This window comes from Falsiroseomonas sp. HC035, from assembly GCF_050563525.1.
Lineage (GTDB): Bacteria > Pseudomonadota > Alphaproteobacteria > Acetobacterales > Acetobacteraceae > Falsiroseomonas.
On sequence record NZ_JBNXUN010000001.1, the window covers coordinates 720570 to 735747 of the forward strand.

General features: G+C 71.7%; 18 protein-coding genes. 4 read left to right on the top strand and 14 right to left on the bottom strand.

What is annotated here, in order from left to right; genetic code table 11:
* Positions 1-20: 20 nt before the first annotated feature.
* The 9 genes from ACLF3G_RS03545 to ACLF3G_RS03585 form a co-directional block, all read right to left on the bottom strand.
* Entirely contained in the window at positions 21-299 is a 279-nt protein-coding gene (locus ACLF3G_RS03545; RefSeq protein WP_430667937.1) for a PepSY domain-containing protein, read from the bottom strand.
* A 56-nt stretch (positions 300-355) separates the two neighbouring features.
* Positions 356-1390, bottom strand: coding sequence for a recombinase RecA (recA, locus tag ACLF3G_RS03550; RefSeq protein ID WP_430667938.1), 1035 nt, complete (start codon positions 1388-1390; stop codon positions 356-358).
* Positions 1391-1553: 163 nt separating this feature from the next.
* Positions 1554-3125 carry an ATP-binding protein gene (locus ACLF3G_RS03555; protein ID WP_430667939.1) on the bottom strand — a complete coding sequence of 524 codons (1572 nt, stop codon included), beginning with the start codon at positions 3123-3125 and terminating at the stop codon, positions 1554-1556.
* A gap of 51 nt (positions 3126-3176) precedes the next feature.
* The gene (locus tag ACLF3G_RS03560; protein WP_430667940.1) at positions 3177-4247 is read right to left on the bottom strand and encodes an EscU/YscU/HrcU family type III secretion system export apparatus switch protein; all 1071 of its coding nucleotides are present in this window, start codon (positions 4245-4247) and stop codon (positions 3177-3179) included.
* A 3-nt stretch (positions 4248-4250) separates the two neighbouring features.
* Positions 4251-5033: a flagellar biosynthetic protein FliR gene (locus ACLF3G_RS03565; protein ID WP_430667941.1), complete on the bottom strand. Its 783-nt coding sequence runs from the start codon at positions 5031-5033 to the stop codon at positions 4251-4253.
* A gap of 22 nt (positions 5034-5055) precedes the next feature.
* Positions 5056-5331 (bottom strand): flagellar biosynthetic protein FliQ, encoded by a 276-nt coding sequence (locus ACLF3G_RS03570; RefSeq protein WP_430667942.1) that lies wholly within the window; start codon positions 5329-5331, stop codon positions 5056-5058.
* A gap of 43 nt (positions 5332-5374) precedes the next feature.
* The gene (locus ACLF3G_RS03575) at positions 5375-5665 is read right to left on the bottom strand and encodes a flagellar hook-basal body complex protein FliE (RefSeq protein ID WP_430667943.1); all 291 of its coding nucleotides are present in this window, start codon (positions 5663-5665) and stop codon (positions 5375-5377) included.
* 22 nt (positions 5666-5687) lie between these two features.
* Positions 5688-6113 (bottom strand): flagellar basal body rod protein FlgC, encoded by a 426-nt coding sequence (flgC, locus tag ACLF3G_RS03580; protein WP_430667944.1) that lies wholly within the window; start codon positions 6111-6113, stop codon positions 5688-5690.
* Between the two features lie 25 nt (positions 6114-6138).
* A complete protein-coding gene (locus tag ACLF3G_RS03585) occupies positions 6139-6579 on the bottom strand; it encodes a flagellar basal body rod protein FlgB (RefSeq protein ID WP_430667945.1) in 441 nt (146 codons plus the stop codon).
* Positions 6580-6709: 130 nt separating this feature from the next.
* Between ACLF3G_RS03585 and ACLF3G_RS03590 the strand changes: the two genes are divergently transcribed.
* From ACLF3G_RS03590 to ACLF3G_RS03605, 4 genes are all read left to right on the top strand, one after another.
* Positions 6710-7000, top strand: coding sequence for a hypothetical protein (locus tag ACLF3G_RS03590; protein ID WP_430667946.1), 291 nt, complete (start codon positions 6710-6712; stop codon positions 6998-7000).
* Between the two features lie 46 nt (positions 7001-7046).
* Positions 7047-7340 carry a hypothetical protein gene (locus tag ACLF3G_RS03595; RefSeq protein WP_430667947.1) on the top strand — a complete coding sequence of 98 codons (294 nt, stop codon included), beginning with the start codon at positions 7047-7049 and terminating at the stop codon, positions 7338-7340.
* Positions 7337-8056, top strand: coding sequence for a flagellar type III secretion system pore protein FliP (fliP, locus tag ACLF3G_RS03600; protein ID WP_430667948.1), 720 nt, complete (start codon positions 7337-7339; stop codon positions 8054-8056). The genes ACLF3G_RS03595 and fliP overlap by 4 nt, the downstream gene beginning before the upstream one ends.
* A 112-nt stretch (positions 8057-8168) precedes the next feature.
* On the top strand, positions 8169-9578 hold the full coding sequence (locus ACLF3G_RS03605; protein ID WP_430667949.1) for a hypothetical protein: 1410 nt from the start codon (positions 8169-8171) through the stop codon (positions 9576-9578).
* Between the two features lie 20 nt (positions 9579-9598).
* On the opposite strand, the gene speE is transcribed toward ACLF3G_RS03605, so the two are convergent.
* From speE to ACLF3G_RS03630, 5 genes are all read right to left on the bottom strand, one after another.
* The gene (gene speE / locus ACLF3G_RS03610; protein ID WP_430667950.1) at positions 9599-10468 is read right to left on the bottom strand and encodes a polyamine aminopropyltransferase; all 870 of its coding nucleotides are present in this window, start codon (positions 10466-10468) and stop codon (positions 9599-9601) included.
* Between the two features lie 75 nt (positions 10469-10543).
* On the bottom strand, positions 10544-10996 hold the full coding sequence (gene speD, locus ACLF3G_RS03615; RefSeq protein ID WP_430667951.1) for an adenosylmethionine decarboxylase: 453 nt from the start codon (positions 10994-10996) through the stop codon (positions 10544-10546).
* A 212-nt stretch (positions 10997-11208) separates the two neighbouring features.
* Entirely contained in the window at positions 11209-14148 is a 2940-nt protein-coding gene (locus tag ACLF3G_RS03620; protein WP_430667952.1) for a hypothetical protein, read from the bottom strand.
* Positions 14149-14177: 29 nt separating this feature from the next.
* Positions 14178-14795, bottom strand: a complete 618-nt coding sequence (locus ACLF3G_RS03625; RefSeq protein WP_430667953.1) for a protein phosphatase CheZ — start codon at positions 14793-14795, stop codon at positions 14178-14180.
* A complete protein-coding gene (locus ACLF3G_RS03630; RefSeq protein ID WP_430667954.1) occupies positions 14788-15168 on the bottom strand; it encodes a chemotaxis response regulator CheY in 381 nt (126 codons plus the stop codon). Before ACLF3G_RS03630 ends, ACLF3G_RS03625 begins: the two co-directional genes overlap by 8 nt.
* Between the last annotated feature and the right edge of the window lie 10 nt (positions 15169-15178).

Below are 15178 nucleotides of genomic sequence, written 5' to 3' on the forward strand. Positions count from 1 at the left end.
AATGAGCAAAACCGGAAGCTTCAGTCCCGATCCGTCTTCAGGACGCGCCCGTCGCGCGGGTCGATATCAACCTCGATCTCCCGGCCCTGGGCATCGCGGCCTTCGACCTCCCACTTGCCGTCGTCGCATTCAACCTTGCGAACCTGAGTGACACCTGCCTCCCGGCCAATCTCGGCCGCGCGGGCCAGGTCGATGCCGCCCTGGCAGTCGCGCGACGCCGCGGCGGGCGGCGTTTGCGCCATCACTGGCACCCCAGCGAGGAACAGGGTGGCGAAAGCTGCGGCGAAGGGCTTGGACAAGGGACTGCTCCGTTCAGGGTCAGCACCAACCAACGCCGCAGCGGATTAAGGTTCCGTCACTCCGCCGCGGCGGCATCCTCCCCTTCGCCTGCCAGCATGGTGCTGGCGAGGCCGTTGGCCTGGTCGCGGATGCGCTTTTCCACGCTTTCGGCCATGGCCGGGTTGTCGCGCAGGAACTGCTTGGCGTTCTCACGTCCCTGCCCGATACGCTGGCTGTCGCAGCTGAACCAGGCGCCCGACTTCTCGATGATCCCGGCCTTCACGCCGAGATCGATCAGCTCGCCGACCTTGGAGATGCCCTCCCCGTACATGATGTCGAACTCGATCTGCCGGAATGGCGGCGCCATCTTGTTCTTCACCACCTTCACGCGGGTCTGGTTGCCGGTGGTGGTCTCCCGGTCCTTGATCGCGCCGATGCGGCGGATTTCCATGCGGATGGAGGCGTAGAACTTCAGCGCGTTGCCGCCCGTCGTGGTCTCCGGGTTGCCGAACATCACGCCGATCTTCAGGCGGATCTGGTTCAGGAAGACCAGCAGGGTGTTGGAGCGGGAGACGCTGCCGGTCAGCTTGCGCAGCGCCTGCGACATCAGGCGCGCATGCAGGCCGACATGGGTGTCGCCCATCTCGCCTTCGAGTTCCGCCCGCGGCACCAGCGCGGCCACGCTGTCCACCACCAGCACGTCGATGGCGCCCGACCGCACCAGCGTGTCGCAGATCTCGAGCGCCTGTTCGCCCGCATCCGGCTGGCTGATCAGCAGGTTCTCGATATCGACGCCGAGCTTCTTGGCGTAGCCGGGGTCGAGCGCATGTTCCGCGTCGATGAAGGCGCAGGTGCCGCCGCGCTTCTGCGCCTCGGCGATGATGTGCAGCGCCAGCGTGGTCTTGCCCGAGCTTTCCGGGCCGTAGACCTCGATGATCCGCCCCTTCGGCACGCCGCCGATGCCGAGCGCGAGGTCCAGCCCGAGCGAACCGGTGGAGATCACCTCCACTTCGTCGGTCGCGGCCTTGTTGCCCATGCGCATGATCGAGCCCTTGCCGAAGGCGCGTTCGATCTGGCTCAGCGCGGCGTCCAGAGCCTTGGTCTTGTCCATGCGGCTCGCTCTCCCGAAATCCGATCTCAACCTATGGGTGAAATTGAGGCAGGTCTACCACCTGCCGGTCAATCCCTCTGACCGGGGGCGCCCTGAAAAAGGGGCTTCATCGCCGGTCGGCTGAGTGGAATATCGCGCGGAACAGCGATTTCGACAAGAACATTTAGGAAACTTTCAACGTCTCCACCGGCAAAATCGACTTCAGCTCGGCGACCAGCGCGCCTAGGCTGTAGGGCTTGGCCAGCAGGCGGATCCCCTCCGCGTTCAGGTCGCGGCCGAGCGCCGCCTCGGCATAGCCGGACATCAGCAGCACCGGCAGGTCGGGCCATTTCCGCCGCAACTTCGCCGCCAGTTCCAGCCCGTCCAGCCCCGGCATCACCACGTCGGACACCATGGCGAGCGGCCTGGTGGCGCTGCGGTCCAATGCCTCCAGTGCTTCTTCCGCGCAGCCGGCGGTCAGCACGTCGAAGCCGGCGCGGCGCAGCGCCCGCTCCGCCAGGCGCAGCAGCGGCACCTCGTCCTCCACCAGCAGGATCGGGCCGCCTTCATGGGTCACCAGGGGCACCACGGCCGGCGGCTGCGGCAGCGGCGGCGCGGCGACCATGGTGGTGGGCAAGGGGACATCGGCGGGGCCTTCATGCCGCGGCAGCCAGATGCGGAAGCGGGTGCCCTGCCCCGGCTTGCTATCTACCGCGATGAAGCCGCCAGATTGCCGGACGATGCCATGCACCGTGGACAGCCCGAGCCCGGTGCCGCCGCGATCCCGGCGCGTGGTGAAGAAGGGGTCGAAGATGCGCGGCAGCACCTCCTCCGGGATGCCGGCGCCGCTGTCGGCGACTTCCAGCATTGCGTAGCGGCCGGGTGGCAGGACCTCGGCGCCCAGCGGTTCCGGGCGCAGCACGACGGCGTGCCCGGTGCCGATCCGCATGGCGCCGCCATCCGGCATCGCATCGCGGGCGTTCAGCGCTAGGTTCATGATGACCTGGTCGAGCTGCGTCGGGTCGATCCGTACGCGACGGGAAGGCTCGTCCAGCGTCAGGGCCAGCCGCACGCGGCTGCCGAGCAGGCGATGCAGCAACTCGCCCATCGCCGCCACCGCCTCGTTCAGGTCGACCACGCGGGGGCGCAGCGCCTGCTGGCGGGCGAAGGCGAGGAGCTGGCGCACCAGGGCGGCGCCGCGACCGGCGCTTTCCATCACCTGGCGCAGCTCCGGCCCGGCATCCCCGGCCGGCGCCCGGGCCAGGGCGGATTCGGCGCTGCCGGCGATGGCGGTCAGCAGGTTGTTGAAATCATGCGCGATGCCGCCGGCCAGGGCGCCCACCGCCTGCAGCCGCGCCGCCGCCGCCTGTTCCTCCGGCGGCCGCGCCAGGATGCGGGTCAGGCGCAGCACGGAGTTCCCTTCCTGCATCGGCAGCCGGCGGCGCTCGGCCTCGAATCGCGGCGAGCCTTCGACGGCCAGGGTGACGACCCAGCGCTGGCCGGAGGCGAGCGCCGCCATCGCCTCGCTGCTGCGGTCATCCGCCAGCAGGCGCTTCAGCTTCAGGCCAGGGCGCAGCGGCAGCATCGGGCCGCAGAGTGCGGCGAAATCGCTGTTCCAGGCCAGCAGGCAGTCTTCCTGGTCGACCAGGGCGAGGCCGGTGCCGGCCGCCTCCAGCACCGCCATCACCGTGGCGTCCGGGCCGGGCCGTAGGGTACGGCTGAGCAGGGCTTGCAGCTTGCGTCGAGTTTCAGTCACGGCACTCTCCTCCTCCGGCGCCAGGCGGCGCCGGATGGTTGCTTGCTGCGGTCATTTCGCATCCGTCCTGGCCGCGGCGCCACGCTGGCGCCAGACAAAGGCGATGATTTCCGCGACGGCCTGATAATGTTCCGCCGGGATTTCGGTATCCACCTCCAGCCGCCAAAGCGCACGGGCCAAGGGTGGATTGGCGACGAGGGGCACGCCGGCGGCCTCCGCGGCCGTGCGGATGCGGGCGGCCATGGCATCGACGCCCTTGGCCACCAACGTCGGTGCCGCGCTGTCGCCGCCATAGGCCAGCGCCACGGCGTAGTGGGTTGGGTTGGTGATGACGACGGCCGCCTTCGGCACCGCCGCCATCATGCGCTGGCGGCCGCGGGCCAGGCGGAGCTGCCGGCGGCGCGCCTTGAGCATCGGGTCGCCTTCCGCATCCTTCGCCTCCTCCCGCAGTTCCTTGATGCTCATGCGCAGGCGGCTGAGGTGGCGGAAGCGGACCCACAGCATGTCGAGCGCGGCGATGCCGGCGAAGGCGACCAGGGCGGCCAGCATCAGGCGCAGCGCCGCAGCCCCGGCCGAGGCTGGCAGCGCGCCCGGCGCCTGGTGCAACGAGGCCTGGAGTTCCGCGAGGTCGCCCAGCGCGTACCACAGCGCAGCGCCGACGAGCCCCAGCTTCAGCAGCGTGCGCAGGAACTCCGCCGCGGCTTCGGGCGCGACCAGGCGCTTGGCGCCGGCCAGCGGGCTGATCTTGTCGAGCCGCGGCACCATGGCCTTGGCCGAGACCAGCCCGCGGGTCTGCAGCAGCGTGGCGGCGACGGCGCCGAGCGCCGCGGCGGCCGCCACCGGCAGCACCGCCATCAGGCCATGCCCGGCCAGGATCTGCACCGCCTCCGCCATGACCAGTTCGTGGCTGCGTTCCATGATGGCGCGGAGTGCGCGCAGGATGTCGGCGCCCATCGGCGGCAGCGCCAGCATGGCGGCGAGCGTGCCGGCGGCCAGCGCGGCCCAGCCCACCACCTCCCGCGACAGGGCGACCTGGCCATCCTCGCGCGCTCGCTCGATCCGCCGAGGCGTGGCGGCTTCCGACCGGTCGGTGGCATCGGCATCGTCGCCATCCCCGGCCATGGCTCAACGCGCCCCGGGCAGGGCGAGGAAGCTGGCGCGCAGCGCCTCGGCGAAGGTTGCGATCATCGGCGGCGCCAGCAGGCCGAGCAGCGCAAGCCCGGCCAGGATCTGGCCCGGCACGGCGACGAAGAAGGTCTGCACCTGCGGCGCCAGCCTGGCCAACAGCCCGAGAGCGACGTTCAGGACGATGGCGCCGATGACGAAGGGCGCCGCCAGACGCAGCGCCAGCGCCAGCGCATCCGCGCCGGCCTGCGCCAGGGTGGCGGCGGCGGCACCGGCGGGGAACGGGTTGCCGGCGGGCAGCACGGCGTAGCTTTCGGCCAGCGCCCGCAGCGCCACGCCGTGCAGCCCCGTCGCCATCACCAGCACGACCGCGAGCAGCCCAAGCGCACGGCCGAGCGCGGTGGCCTGCAAACCGAGGCCCGGGTCCACCACCAGCAGCCCGCCCAGCCCGATCAGCGCCGAGATCGCCTGCCCGGCCATGGCGAAGGCCAGCAACGCCAGCCGCGCCAGCCCGCCGATCCAGAGGCCGATGAGGATTTCCGTGGCCAGCAGCCGCAGCGCATCGGCGGCCTCCTGCGGCACCGGCGGCAGGCCCGGCGCGACCACGGGAAACAGCAGCGCCACCAGGGCCAGCCCGAGCCCGAGCCGCAACGGCGCCGGCACCTCCTCCTCCCCCAGCCCGGGCAGCAGCATCACGGCGGCGCCGAGCCGCGCGAAGACCACCACGACCTGAAAGGCGATGGCCGGCAGGGTTTGCAAAAGGGCGAGATCGGCCTCGTTCACGCGGCGCAATTCAGCGCCCGGCTCATGGCGCGCCTCCCAGCGCGACCATCCGGTCGAATAGCGTGTGGGTCCAGCCGGTCATGGCGGCCAGGGTGAAGGGGCCGAGCAGCAGCATCAGCGCACCGCCGACGACGAGCTTGGGCAGGAAGGCGAGCGTCGCCTCCTGGATCTGGGTCAGCGCCTGCACCAGCGAGACGACGAGGCCGATCACCAGGATGGCGACCAATGGCGGACCCATCACCTGGGTGGAGACCCACAGCGCTTCCCGCAGCGCCTGCCCCATGGCCTGTTCCGACATCGGCCCTCCTGGCCCTCCACGTGCGCGCCGCTTCCGGCAGGCATCAGATCGGCATCCGCATCACGTCCTGGTACGCCGCGACCACGCGGTCGCGCAGCGAGACGGCGGTCTGCAAGGCAAGCTCGGCGCGGGAGATGGCGAGCACCGCCTCCGTCACGCTGCCCTGGCCCATCAGCGCCTGGGTCGAGGTGGCCTCGGCACTTCGCCCGACCTCGATGCCGGATTCCAGCGCGCGGCTCATCGCCGCGCCAAAGCCGCTGCCGGCGGGTTCGGCGCCGGCGGGCCGGGCGGCGGAGGCATAGGCGGCGGCGGCCTGGACGGCACCGACCGTCATCAGCGGAATGACCTGGCAGCGCTCATCGCAGCGCCTCGATGGCGCGGGTCAGCATGCCGCGGGTGGTCTCCAGCACGGACAGGTTGGCGCTGTAGCCGCGCTGCGCCTCCCGCATGTCCATCACCTCGACCACGCTGTCGACGTTCGGCGTCTTCACGTAGCCCCGCGCATCGGCGGCGGGATGAGCGGGGTCGAAGCGCGTCGGAAAATCGCCGGGCGCGGTGCCGATGCGGGACACGGCGACGGTTTCCGTGCCTGGGCCGGACCCGCTGCCCAGGGCATGGTCCAGCCGGTTGGCGAAGCTGACGGTGCGCCGGCGATAGGGGTCAGCTCCGGCGGATTCCCCCGTGCTGTCCCGGTTGGCGAGGTTCTCCGCCACCACCCGCAGCCGGGTGGACTGCGCCGCCATGCCGGCGGCGGAAATGCGCAATGCGCGGTCGAGATCCATGCCTGCCCTCCTCCTGACGCCCCGTTCAGCCCTGGCGGCCGAGCGCGAGGCGGTACATGCCCGTGAAGCTGCGGTGCACCTGCATGGCGAGCGCATGCGCGGTGTCGGTTTCCGCGATGCGCACCGCCTCCCGGTCCAGGGACACGGCGTTGCCGTCCGGCGCGGCCTCGGCCACCGAACGATCCTCCCTTCCGCCATCGCGGGCGCGGCCGCCGGCGTGCAGGTGGTTGGGGGTCGTGCGCGCCAGGGCGGGCTGCATCGTGCCGGCCAGCGTGCGGGCGAAGGGCGTCAGGTCCCGCGGGCGGAACAGCGGCGTGTCCGCATTGGCGATGTTCTGCGCCAGCACGGCCTGGCGCCGGTCCAGCCAGCCCAGGCGTCGCGCGGCGAGGTCCAGCGGTTCGGCACGCGGGCCGGGGCGGGTCGACGCCGCGCCCAGGCCGGGCGGGGTCAGGTTCAAGGACTGCATGCGGCGCATCCTGCCGCGCGGACATGAATCAATGGTTGCCACCTCGGGTTGTACTGCGCGGTGCGGGTCGAGAGGGATCGTCGCGGCGCGCATCAAGGATTTGTTCATGCGGGCCTGCGCAAATTGGGGCATGTCGGATGATCTCAGCCCGGGCCACGCGACCGCCGCCTTCCACGACACAGGCCTGCACGCTCGCGCCGTGCAGGCGGCGATCGAGGCGATGGGGGGCACCGTGCTGATGGCCCGCGCCCTGGTGGAATCGGGGCGGCGGGTGGATCTGGAGGGGCTGGACCGCGACGCGACGGCGCTGTGCGCCGCGGTGCTCGGGCTGGCCGGAGACCAGGGAAGGCGGCTGCGCCCGGCGCTGGAGGGCCTGCTGCGACAGGTCGATGGCCTGCTGGCCGAGGTGGCGCGCAACTGAAGCGGCACGGCGCCCAGGACGGGGCGCCGGATGCAGGGGTGTCAGGATGACCGAATCGAGCCTGCCGACCGCGGCGCTGACCGCCATCGCCGCGCTGCTGGCCGTGCTCGCGGCGTTGCTGCTGGCCGGGCGCGCCGCGCGGGCGGCCGGCATGGGCGCACGGCCGGGCAAGCGCCTGGCGGTGGAGGAGACGCTGGCGCTGGACGGGCGGCGGCGCCTGACCCTGCTACGCTGCGAGGGCCGCCACCTGCTGCTGCTGACCGGCGGGGCGCAGGAGGTGGTGGTAGGCTGGCTGCCGCCGGACCCGGCCGCGCCTGCGCCCGGGGCGCCGCCGCGATGAGGTGGCTGGTCCTGGCGCTGCTGCTGCTGCCCGGCTCCGCGATCGGGCAGAGCCTGAACCTCGATCTCGGCGCGGGCCAGGCCGGCACCACGGCGCGGCTGCTGCAATTCACCGCGCTGATCGGGCTGCTGTCGCTGGCGCCGTCCCTGCTTGTGATGATGACCGCCTTCGCGCGCATCGCCATCGTGCTGGCCTTGCTGCGCAGCGCCATCGGCGCGCCCTCCATCCCGCCCAACCCGGTGCTGATCGGTCTCGCGCTGTTCCTGACGCTGTTCGTGATGGAGCCGGTGCTGCTGAAATCCTGGCAGGAGGGAATTCTGCCGATGGCGGAAGGGCGCATCGGCGAACTCGCCGGGATGCAGGCGGCGGCCGAGCCGTTCCGCGTCTTCATGGCCGCCCAGGTGCGCGACGACGACCTGGCGCTGTTCCTCGACCTGGCGAACCTGCCCATGGTGGGCGCGACAGAAGCACCGTGGCGGGCGCTGACGCCGGCCTTCATGGTCAGCGAGCTACGCCGCGCCTTCGAGATCGGGTTCCTGGTCTTCCTGCCCTTCCTGGTGATCGACCTGGTGGCGGCCAGCCTGCTGATGTCGCTCGGCATGATGATGCTGCCGCCGACCGTGGTGGCGCTGCCCTTCAAGCTGGCCTTCTTCGTGCTGGTCGACGGCTGGCGGCTGATCGCGGGCAGTCTGGTGCAGGGATTCGCCGCGGGCTGAGCGCCACACGCCGCCGGTGAAATGCGCGAAACCAAATAGTCGTTGCACCGCCCGCGCCGCGCGCCGCACCGTCAGCTTCCGTTTTTCGGGGTGCGTCATGCCGCGCTGGATCATGGCCCTGTCGCTGGTCTGCGCGTTGTCGGCGGCGCTGCTGCCGGCCCGGGCCGCCCTGGCGCAGGCGCCGGCGCGGGAATCGCGCATCGTCCAGTGCAGTGTGCCGGCGTCCCGCGACGGTCCGTGGCAGACAGGATCCGGCTTCATGGTGCTGGGCGATGTCGCGCAGCATCTGACAACCAGTGCGCCGGCGCTGCCGTTGCAGGCGGTGCGGCAGACCTCAAAAGCCGTGCCGACGCTGGAGCTGACGCTGTCCCGGCCGAGCTGGCTGACACCGCTGGAATGGCGCAACGCGTGGTTCGAGGCGGTGGTCTATCCCGCCGACCGGTCGCCGGTTGCGCTGCGTGAAGCTGATCTGACGCGCGGCACCGTGCTGCCGCCAACGCCGAATGACGACGCGACGACCGTTTCCGCGGTCTTTCCGGCGCTGGAGGCGGGATGGCGGCCCTCCTACTGGGAGGTAGTGCTGCTGCTTTGCGTCGATCCGGCGGAGTCACTGAACCCGCTGCGGGCAAATGGGCGGGAATTGCGGGCTTATGCGCGGCAGCCGATGTTCGTCTCCAAGCTGCGCACCTCGGCCTCCGCCGGGCTGGCGACGAGCCTGCTGGCCTATCTGCTGCTGGCTTTCGCAGCAATGCAGATCCACCAGCGGCAATATGCACACAGCCGCAAGCTGCTGGGCAGCGGCGCGCCGAGTGCCTATGGCTACGCGCTGCGGCCGACCGTGATCGCGCAGGACAGCTTCGGCTACTGCAGCCTGTCGCGCTTCCAGGTGCTGCTGTTCACGCTCGTGCTGGCCGGGGTCTATGCCTACGTCATGGCACGGACCGGGGAATTGCCGAACCTCAGCAACAGCGTGCTGACGCTGCTCGGCGTGACGCTGACGGGTTCCACCCTGGCTCGGCTGACCGAGGGGTCGGTGATGCAGACGCAGAACCGGATGTGGCTGTTCGGCACCGGCGTGCTGGACCCGGCCCCCCGGCTGCCGCGCTGGACCGACCTGGTGGAATCCGATGGCGAGATCGACGTGACGCGGGTGCAGGCGCTGCTGTTCAGCCTGTTCGCCGCGGTCGCGCTGGTGGTGACGGGCACCGGCGACCTGGCCAATTTCGAGATCCCGGACCAGTTGGTGACGCTGATCGGCATCAGCCAGGCGGTCTATGTCGCCGGCCGCGCCCTGCCGCGGGATTCGGCCAAGCGGCTGAACGAGGAAGTGGCGGCGATCCGCGATGCGGAGGCGCGCGTGCTGGCCAACCCGGCCGACGCCACCGCGCTGAAGGATTTCGAGACGGCACGCAACGCGGTGGCGGCTTCGCTACGCGACGTGTTCAGCGAGCGGTTCCAGGATGTGCGGCTGCGGACGCTGCGGCCCGGGGACCGGGTGCCGCCCGCGGTGGAGCCGACCTGAGCCTCAGCGGTTGCGGGCCGTCAGCCTCGCGGCAGGTGCATGCCGATGTAGGGCGGCAGGTTGAAGGCGCCGACATGGATTTCCGGCGTCCAGTAGCGCGTGGTGTCCAGCACGCCGGCGACGTCGGCGCGGCGGCGGATCTCGGCGACCTCCACCTGCCGGCAGCCGGCATCCTTGGCGGCCCAGCCCAGCGTCATGAAGCCGCCGACATAGGTTGGCACGGCAGCGACATAGGCGAAGACGTCGGGGAAGGACTTGGCGCGGCGGAGCGAGGTCTGGCGCAACTCCTCGGCCTGCATGAAGGGCACGCCGCACTGGTTCACCACCAGGCCGCGGTCGGACAGCAGGCGGGCGCAGTTCGCGTAGAACTCGTCGGTGAACAGCACCTCCCCCACCCCGATCGGGTCGGTACTGTCGACGATCACCACGTCGTAGCTGCCGGCTTCCGCCTGGCGGACGTGGTCGATGCCGTCGCCGACGATGACGGTGGCGCGCGGGTCCGTCCAGGCGTCGCCGCCGATGCCGGGCAGGTGTTCCTTTGCGAGGCGGATCACCTCCCCGTCGATTTCCACCATGACCGCCTTCTCGACGGTGCGGTGCTGCAGCACGCGGCGCAGCACGCCGCCGTCGCCGGCGCCGATGATCAGCACGCGCTTCGCATCGCCATGCGCCAGCAGCGGCACATGGGCGAGCATTTCCTGGTAGACGAACTCATCCGCCTCGGTGATCTGCACCACGCCGTCCAGCAGCATGACGCGGCCATGCAGGTGGCTTTCGAAGATGCGGATGTCCTGGAACTCCGACTTCACATGCGCCAGGTCACGCTTCACCAGGAAGCGCTGGCCCCATTCGGCGTAGAGCGTCTCGTTGATCCAGGCTTCATCCGTCATCGTCGCTCTCCGCACGCGCGAAAAAGGGCGGGCCCTGCGGCCCGCCCCGAACCAACCCGGCCCTGAGGGCCGGACTTACCCGATCAGGCCGCGCTTGTGCTCGGCAAGCTGCACGCGCTCCGCCAGGAAACCCTTCTTCAGCGCCGGCAGCGCCTTGTAGGGGTCGCAGTCGCCGCAGACGAAGATGTCGAGCGCGGCGTAGTCACGCTCCGGCCAGGTGTGGATCGACACATGGCTCTCGGCCAGAACCAGCACGCCGCTGACGCCACCATTCGGGGAGAAGTGGTGGAAGTGCCCGTGCAGGATGGTCGCGCCGGTGGCCAGCGCACCCTCGCGCAGCACCGCGTCGATATGGTCGGGGTCGTCGAGATTCGTCGCCCCCCACAGGTCGATGATCAGATGCGTTCCCGCATACCGCACGCCGTTGCGATGGACGAAATAGTCCTTCGTTTCCGCCGAGCGGTTCTCATCAATCTGGGCGTCGCTCGGGAGATCCGAGACCATCCCCAGTTGGACGAGAGCTTCCATGTTCAGGGCTCCTTCCAGCCAGCAGATGACCGGGATGATCGCTCGCCGCGGGAGTGCGGCTGTTCAAAGCAGATCGGGTCAAGGCCGCGGCATATGGGGCAAAGCCAGGGGGGGTGCAAGCGAAATCGGGACCTAACGCCGCAAAAAAACATGGTCCCCCCCCGGGGGGGACCGGTAAAGCCTCCGGTCCCCCCCGGGGGGTAGCCGGAAGATCATCTTGTCACAGGGGTTTCGCTCCGAAACCCGTCCAGTCGGGAGGGCAGGCCGCGCGCGACATCAAGCTCCCGGCCCAGGCGGGGCAGGTCTGACAGGGCGGCGACGCGGTCGGCGGTGAACAGGGTGAAGGCGTCCGACAGCGTGCCGCCCATGCGGCCCTGTTCTTCCACCCGCAGCGCCGCCAGCGCCGAATCGTCCCCGGCAAGCGTCAGCAGCGCCGCCAGGCGGGCGACCAGAGGCTGGTGTTCGGCGGCGAGCGGCGCGGGCGGCGGTGGGGCCGCCGCATCCAGGTGCTGGCGCAGTGCGGCGGCGGCGCCCGGCCAATCCTGCTTCTCCTCCAGCAGCGTGGCGAGTTCGTTCGCCGCCGCGAGGCCGGCCGACCTGTAGCGCGCAACCGCCTCGGCCACCCGCCCGGCACGCGCCAGGGCACGGGCCTCCAGCAGGTGACGCTGCCGGGTGAGCTCGGGCGACAACCCCTCCCCCGCCGTATCCGCCAGCGCGGCGAGGGCAGCACCCTGGTCGCCGGCCGCCAGGCCAAGGCCGGCAAGGCGGGCGCCGATGCGGCCGCGCGCCTCGGCATCCGGGGCGCGGGCGATCGCGCCGCGCAGCACATGGCTCGCGCGGTCCAGCAGGTCCAGCGCCGCCAGCCGGTCCGCAAGCGAACCAAGGGCCTGTTCGGACGCCTCGCCCGGCGGCAGCATCTCGGCATGGGCGTCGTAGAGCACCACGGCTTCCAGCGGCGGCGCCTTGTCCAGCGCGCCGAGCAGGGCGGCGACCTGCCGCTCCCGCAGGCCGGGTGCCAGGTCGGGGAAGATCGCCGCCGTCTCCCGCAGCAGGTCGAAGGCGCCGCGCCAGTCGCCGGCCTGCTGGCGCAGTTCCGCGAGACGCGAGCGGCCCTCGGTTTCGAGCGCATCGCCACGCCAGGCGGCGAGGGTGGACTCGAGCGCGGCGGCGGCGCCGGCGGCGTCGATCAGGCTGGTCGCAAGCCGCAGTTCGGCGGCGCGGCGCATGGCGATGGCTCTCGCCCGGCGGTCGCGACCGGCGGCGAGCGCGTCGTAGGCGGCCAGCGCCGGGGCCGTGGCGCCCTCGGCTTCCAGGATGCGGGCGCGGGCGAGTGCCAGGGCCGGATCCTCCTGGTCCCGCGCCGCGAGCAGGCGGCGGCCGGCGGCGGGCTCGCCTCCGGCGGCCAGCGCCTCCGCCGCCAGGGGCGCGAGGCGGGACTGCAACGGCTCGGGGTAGGCCAGCAGCAGCGGCAGGCCGGCGGCGACGGCCGCGGCGCCGTTCTGGCCACGCGCGGCGGCGAGCAGGCCACGCCACAGCGCCACCTCGTCGTTCTCGGGCAGGCGCGGGTGGTCCAGGCCGCCGGCTTCCGCCAAGCGCCCGGACAGCAGGGCTGTGGCACCGGCCAGGGCGCGGGCGCGTGGCGTTTCGGCCAGGGCCGGATCCTCCCGCGTCGCCAGGCCGACCATGGCCTGCGCTTCCTGCGGCAGGCCCAGGGCGAGCAGCGCCTCCGCCGTCTGCAGCCTCGGCGGGCCGCGGCCGAGCGGTGGGCTGGCGGCTACGGCGGCGGTGGCGCCGCGGACACGTTCCTGCAACGCGGTCAGTGGTTCGGCCGGCAGGTCGAAGAGGCGGGTCATGGACGCCGCGGCCGCGGCGGCACCCGGCGTCTCGGGGCCGAGTGCCATTTCCGCACCGGGTGCGGCGCCGGTCACGAACCGGCCTTCCAGCACCCGCAGCGTGACGGTATCGGCGCGCGGCAGCAGGGCGGCGCCAAGCCGGGTCGGCAGGAGTTCGAAGATCGCGGCGCGGCGGCCGGCCGGCACGGCTTCCGCGCCGTCGCGAACGGTGCCGACCAGCAGGGAGGTGCCGGTCTCGGGGTCGAGCACGGAGACGCTGCCGATCCCGCGCGTGGCGCGCAGGACCAGGCGGATGGGCGGGCCGGGCTCAACCTCCGGCAGGATGGCCCGCAGCGCGACCTCGCCGGCGGGCTGGTCGAGCAGCCAGGCGTTGCCCTCCCGCCGCAGGCGTGGATTGGACAGGGCGGCGGCCGGCAGGCGCAGCGTCGTCGCCTGCGGGCCGCTGCTGGTCTCGGCATCGACGAAGGCTGGATCGGCGCGGAGCGCGGTGAGGTCGAGCGGCTGCGGCTGGTCCAGCACCAGCATCCAGAGGCCGCCGCGGCGGAACAGCGCGGCACCGGTTTCCGCGCCCGCCGTAATGGACAGCACGGGTCCGGGCAGCAGGCGGACGGCAAGGCCGGGCATGGCGGAGGGCGGCCGGGCGACTGGCGCCGGCGGAGGTGCGGGAGGCGCTAATGCCTGGGCGGCCACCGGTTCCCGCGGCGCGGCCTGGACGATGACGGGTGCCTCGGCGGGCGGCGCGACGGCGCGCTGGAAGGGTGAGGCTTCGGTCGGCGCCGGACGCGCGACCGGTGCGGCCGGACGAGGCGTGGCAGCACGTATCGGCTGCGCGACCGGGCCTGGCGTCACCGGGCCTGGCGTCACCGGGCCGGGCGCCACCGGGCCGGGCGCCACTGGGCCGGGCGCCGGCGCGGCAGGCGTCTCGCGGCGGGCATCCAGCAGGTCCAGCACCACGCGGTTGCCGAGCCGGAAATGCCGCAGGCGCGTCCCAGGCGCGGTCGCGATCTCGGCGCGCGCACCTTCCGAGGTCAGGCCGCGCAGGTTGCGGACCGGGCGCCGGGCCGCGGCCAGGTCGAAGGCGGCGGGGCTGGCGAAGTGCAGCACGATGCGGCCCTCGCTTTCCTCGACGCGGTATTCCACCGTTGCGGGCCAATCGAACACCACCCGGCCGAAGCCGGGATGATCGCCGACGCGCACGCCGACACGGTCCTGCGCCAAGACCCGGTCCTGCGCCAGGACAGGGGCCGCGATCAGCAGGGCCAGGGCGAAGCCGGCCGCGCTGGAAAGGCCACGCAACATCCGCCTGCCCTTCCCGTGCCGAGCCATGTTCAGTCGAAATCCGCCAGCAGCTTGTCGATATCGGCCTGGCTGACGCCGGCGCCGGGAAGCTGCGGGCCATGCGCCAGGCGGCGGCCCTCGGTTTCGGCCTCCGCCGACGGGGCCGGCAAAGGGTCGGGTGGTGGCCCATGCGTGGCGGCGGCGCCGAAACGGGAGGTGACCTGCGCCACCCGCGCCTCGATCGCCTTCAGCGCCGAGACCACCTTGCCGATGCGCTGGCCGGTAATGTCCTGGAAGCTGCAGGCTTCGTAGATGCGGGTGACGGCGGTGCCGAGCGCCTCCGCCTCCGCACCGCCGACGCGCGTGGCGACGCCTTCCAGCGTCTCGCACACATCGAGGATCTCGTTGGTCGCGGCGGCGGTGTGGCCGACGATCGCGTCCAGCTCATCCGTCGCCGTCGGGATGTGGCTGATCGTGATGTCCTCGACCTGCAGCGAGGCGATTTCCTGCTTGGCGCGCGCCACGGTGCGGCCGAGCCCTTCGAGCTCCGCCAGCAGCGACGCCTCGACCAGAGTGAGATCGCCGGACATGCTGCCGAGCACGGCGCGGACGGCCGCGTCGATCCGCGCGGCCTCCGGTTCCGCGGGGGGGATGATACCGTCAGGCATTCGCCATCACCTTCTCGATCTTGCCGCGCAGCGTCTCGGCGTTGAACGGCTTGACGATGTAGTTGGAGACACCGGCCTGTTTGGCGGCGACTACATTCTCCGTCTTGCTCTCGGCGGTGATCATGATGAAGGGGGTCGATTTCAGCCGCGCGTCGGCGCGCACCTCCTTCAGCAGGTCGAGGCCGGTCATCGGCGCCATGTTCCAGTCGCTGATGACCAGGCCGAAATTGCCGGCGCGCATCTTGGCCAGCGCCTCCGTCCCGTCCATCGCTTCCTCGACATTCTCGAAATCGAGCTGCTTCAGCAGGTTGCGGATGATCCGCAGCATCGTCTTGTAGTCGTCCACGATGAGGACCGACGTGTTCTTGTCCATCTGGCCATGC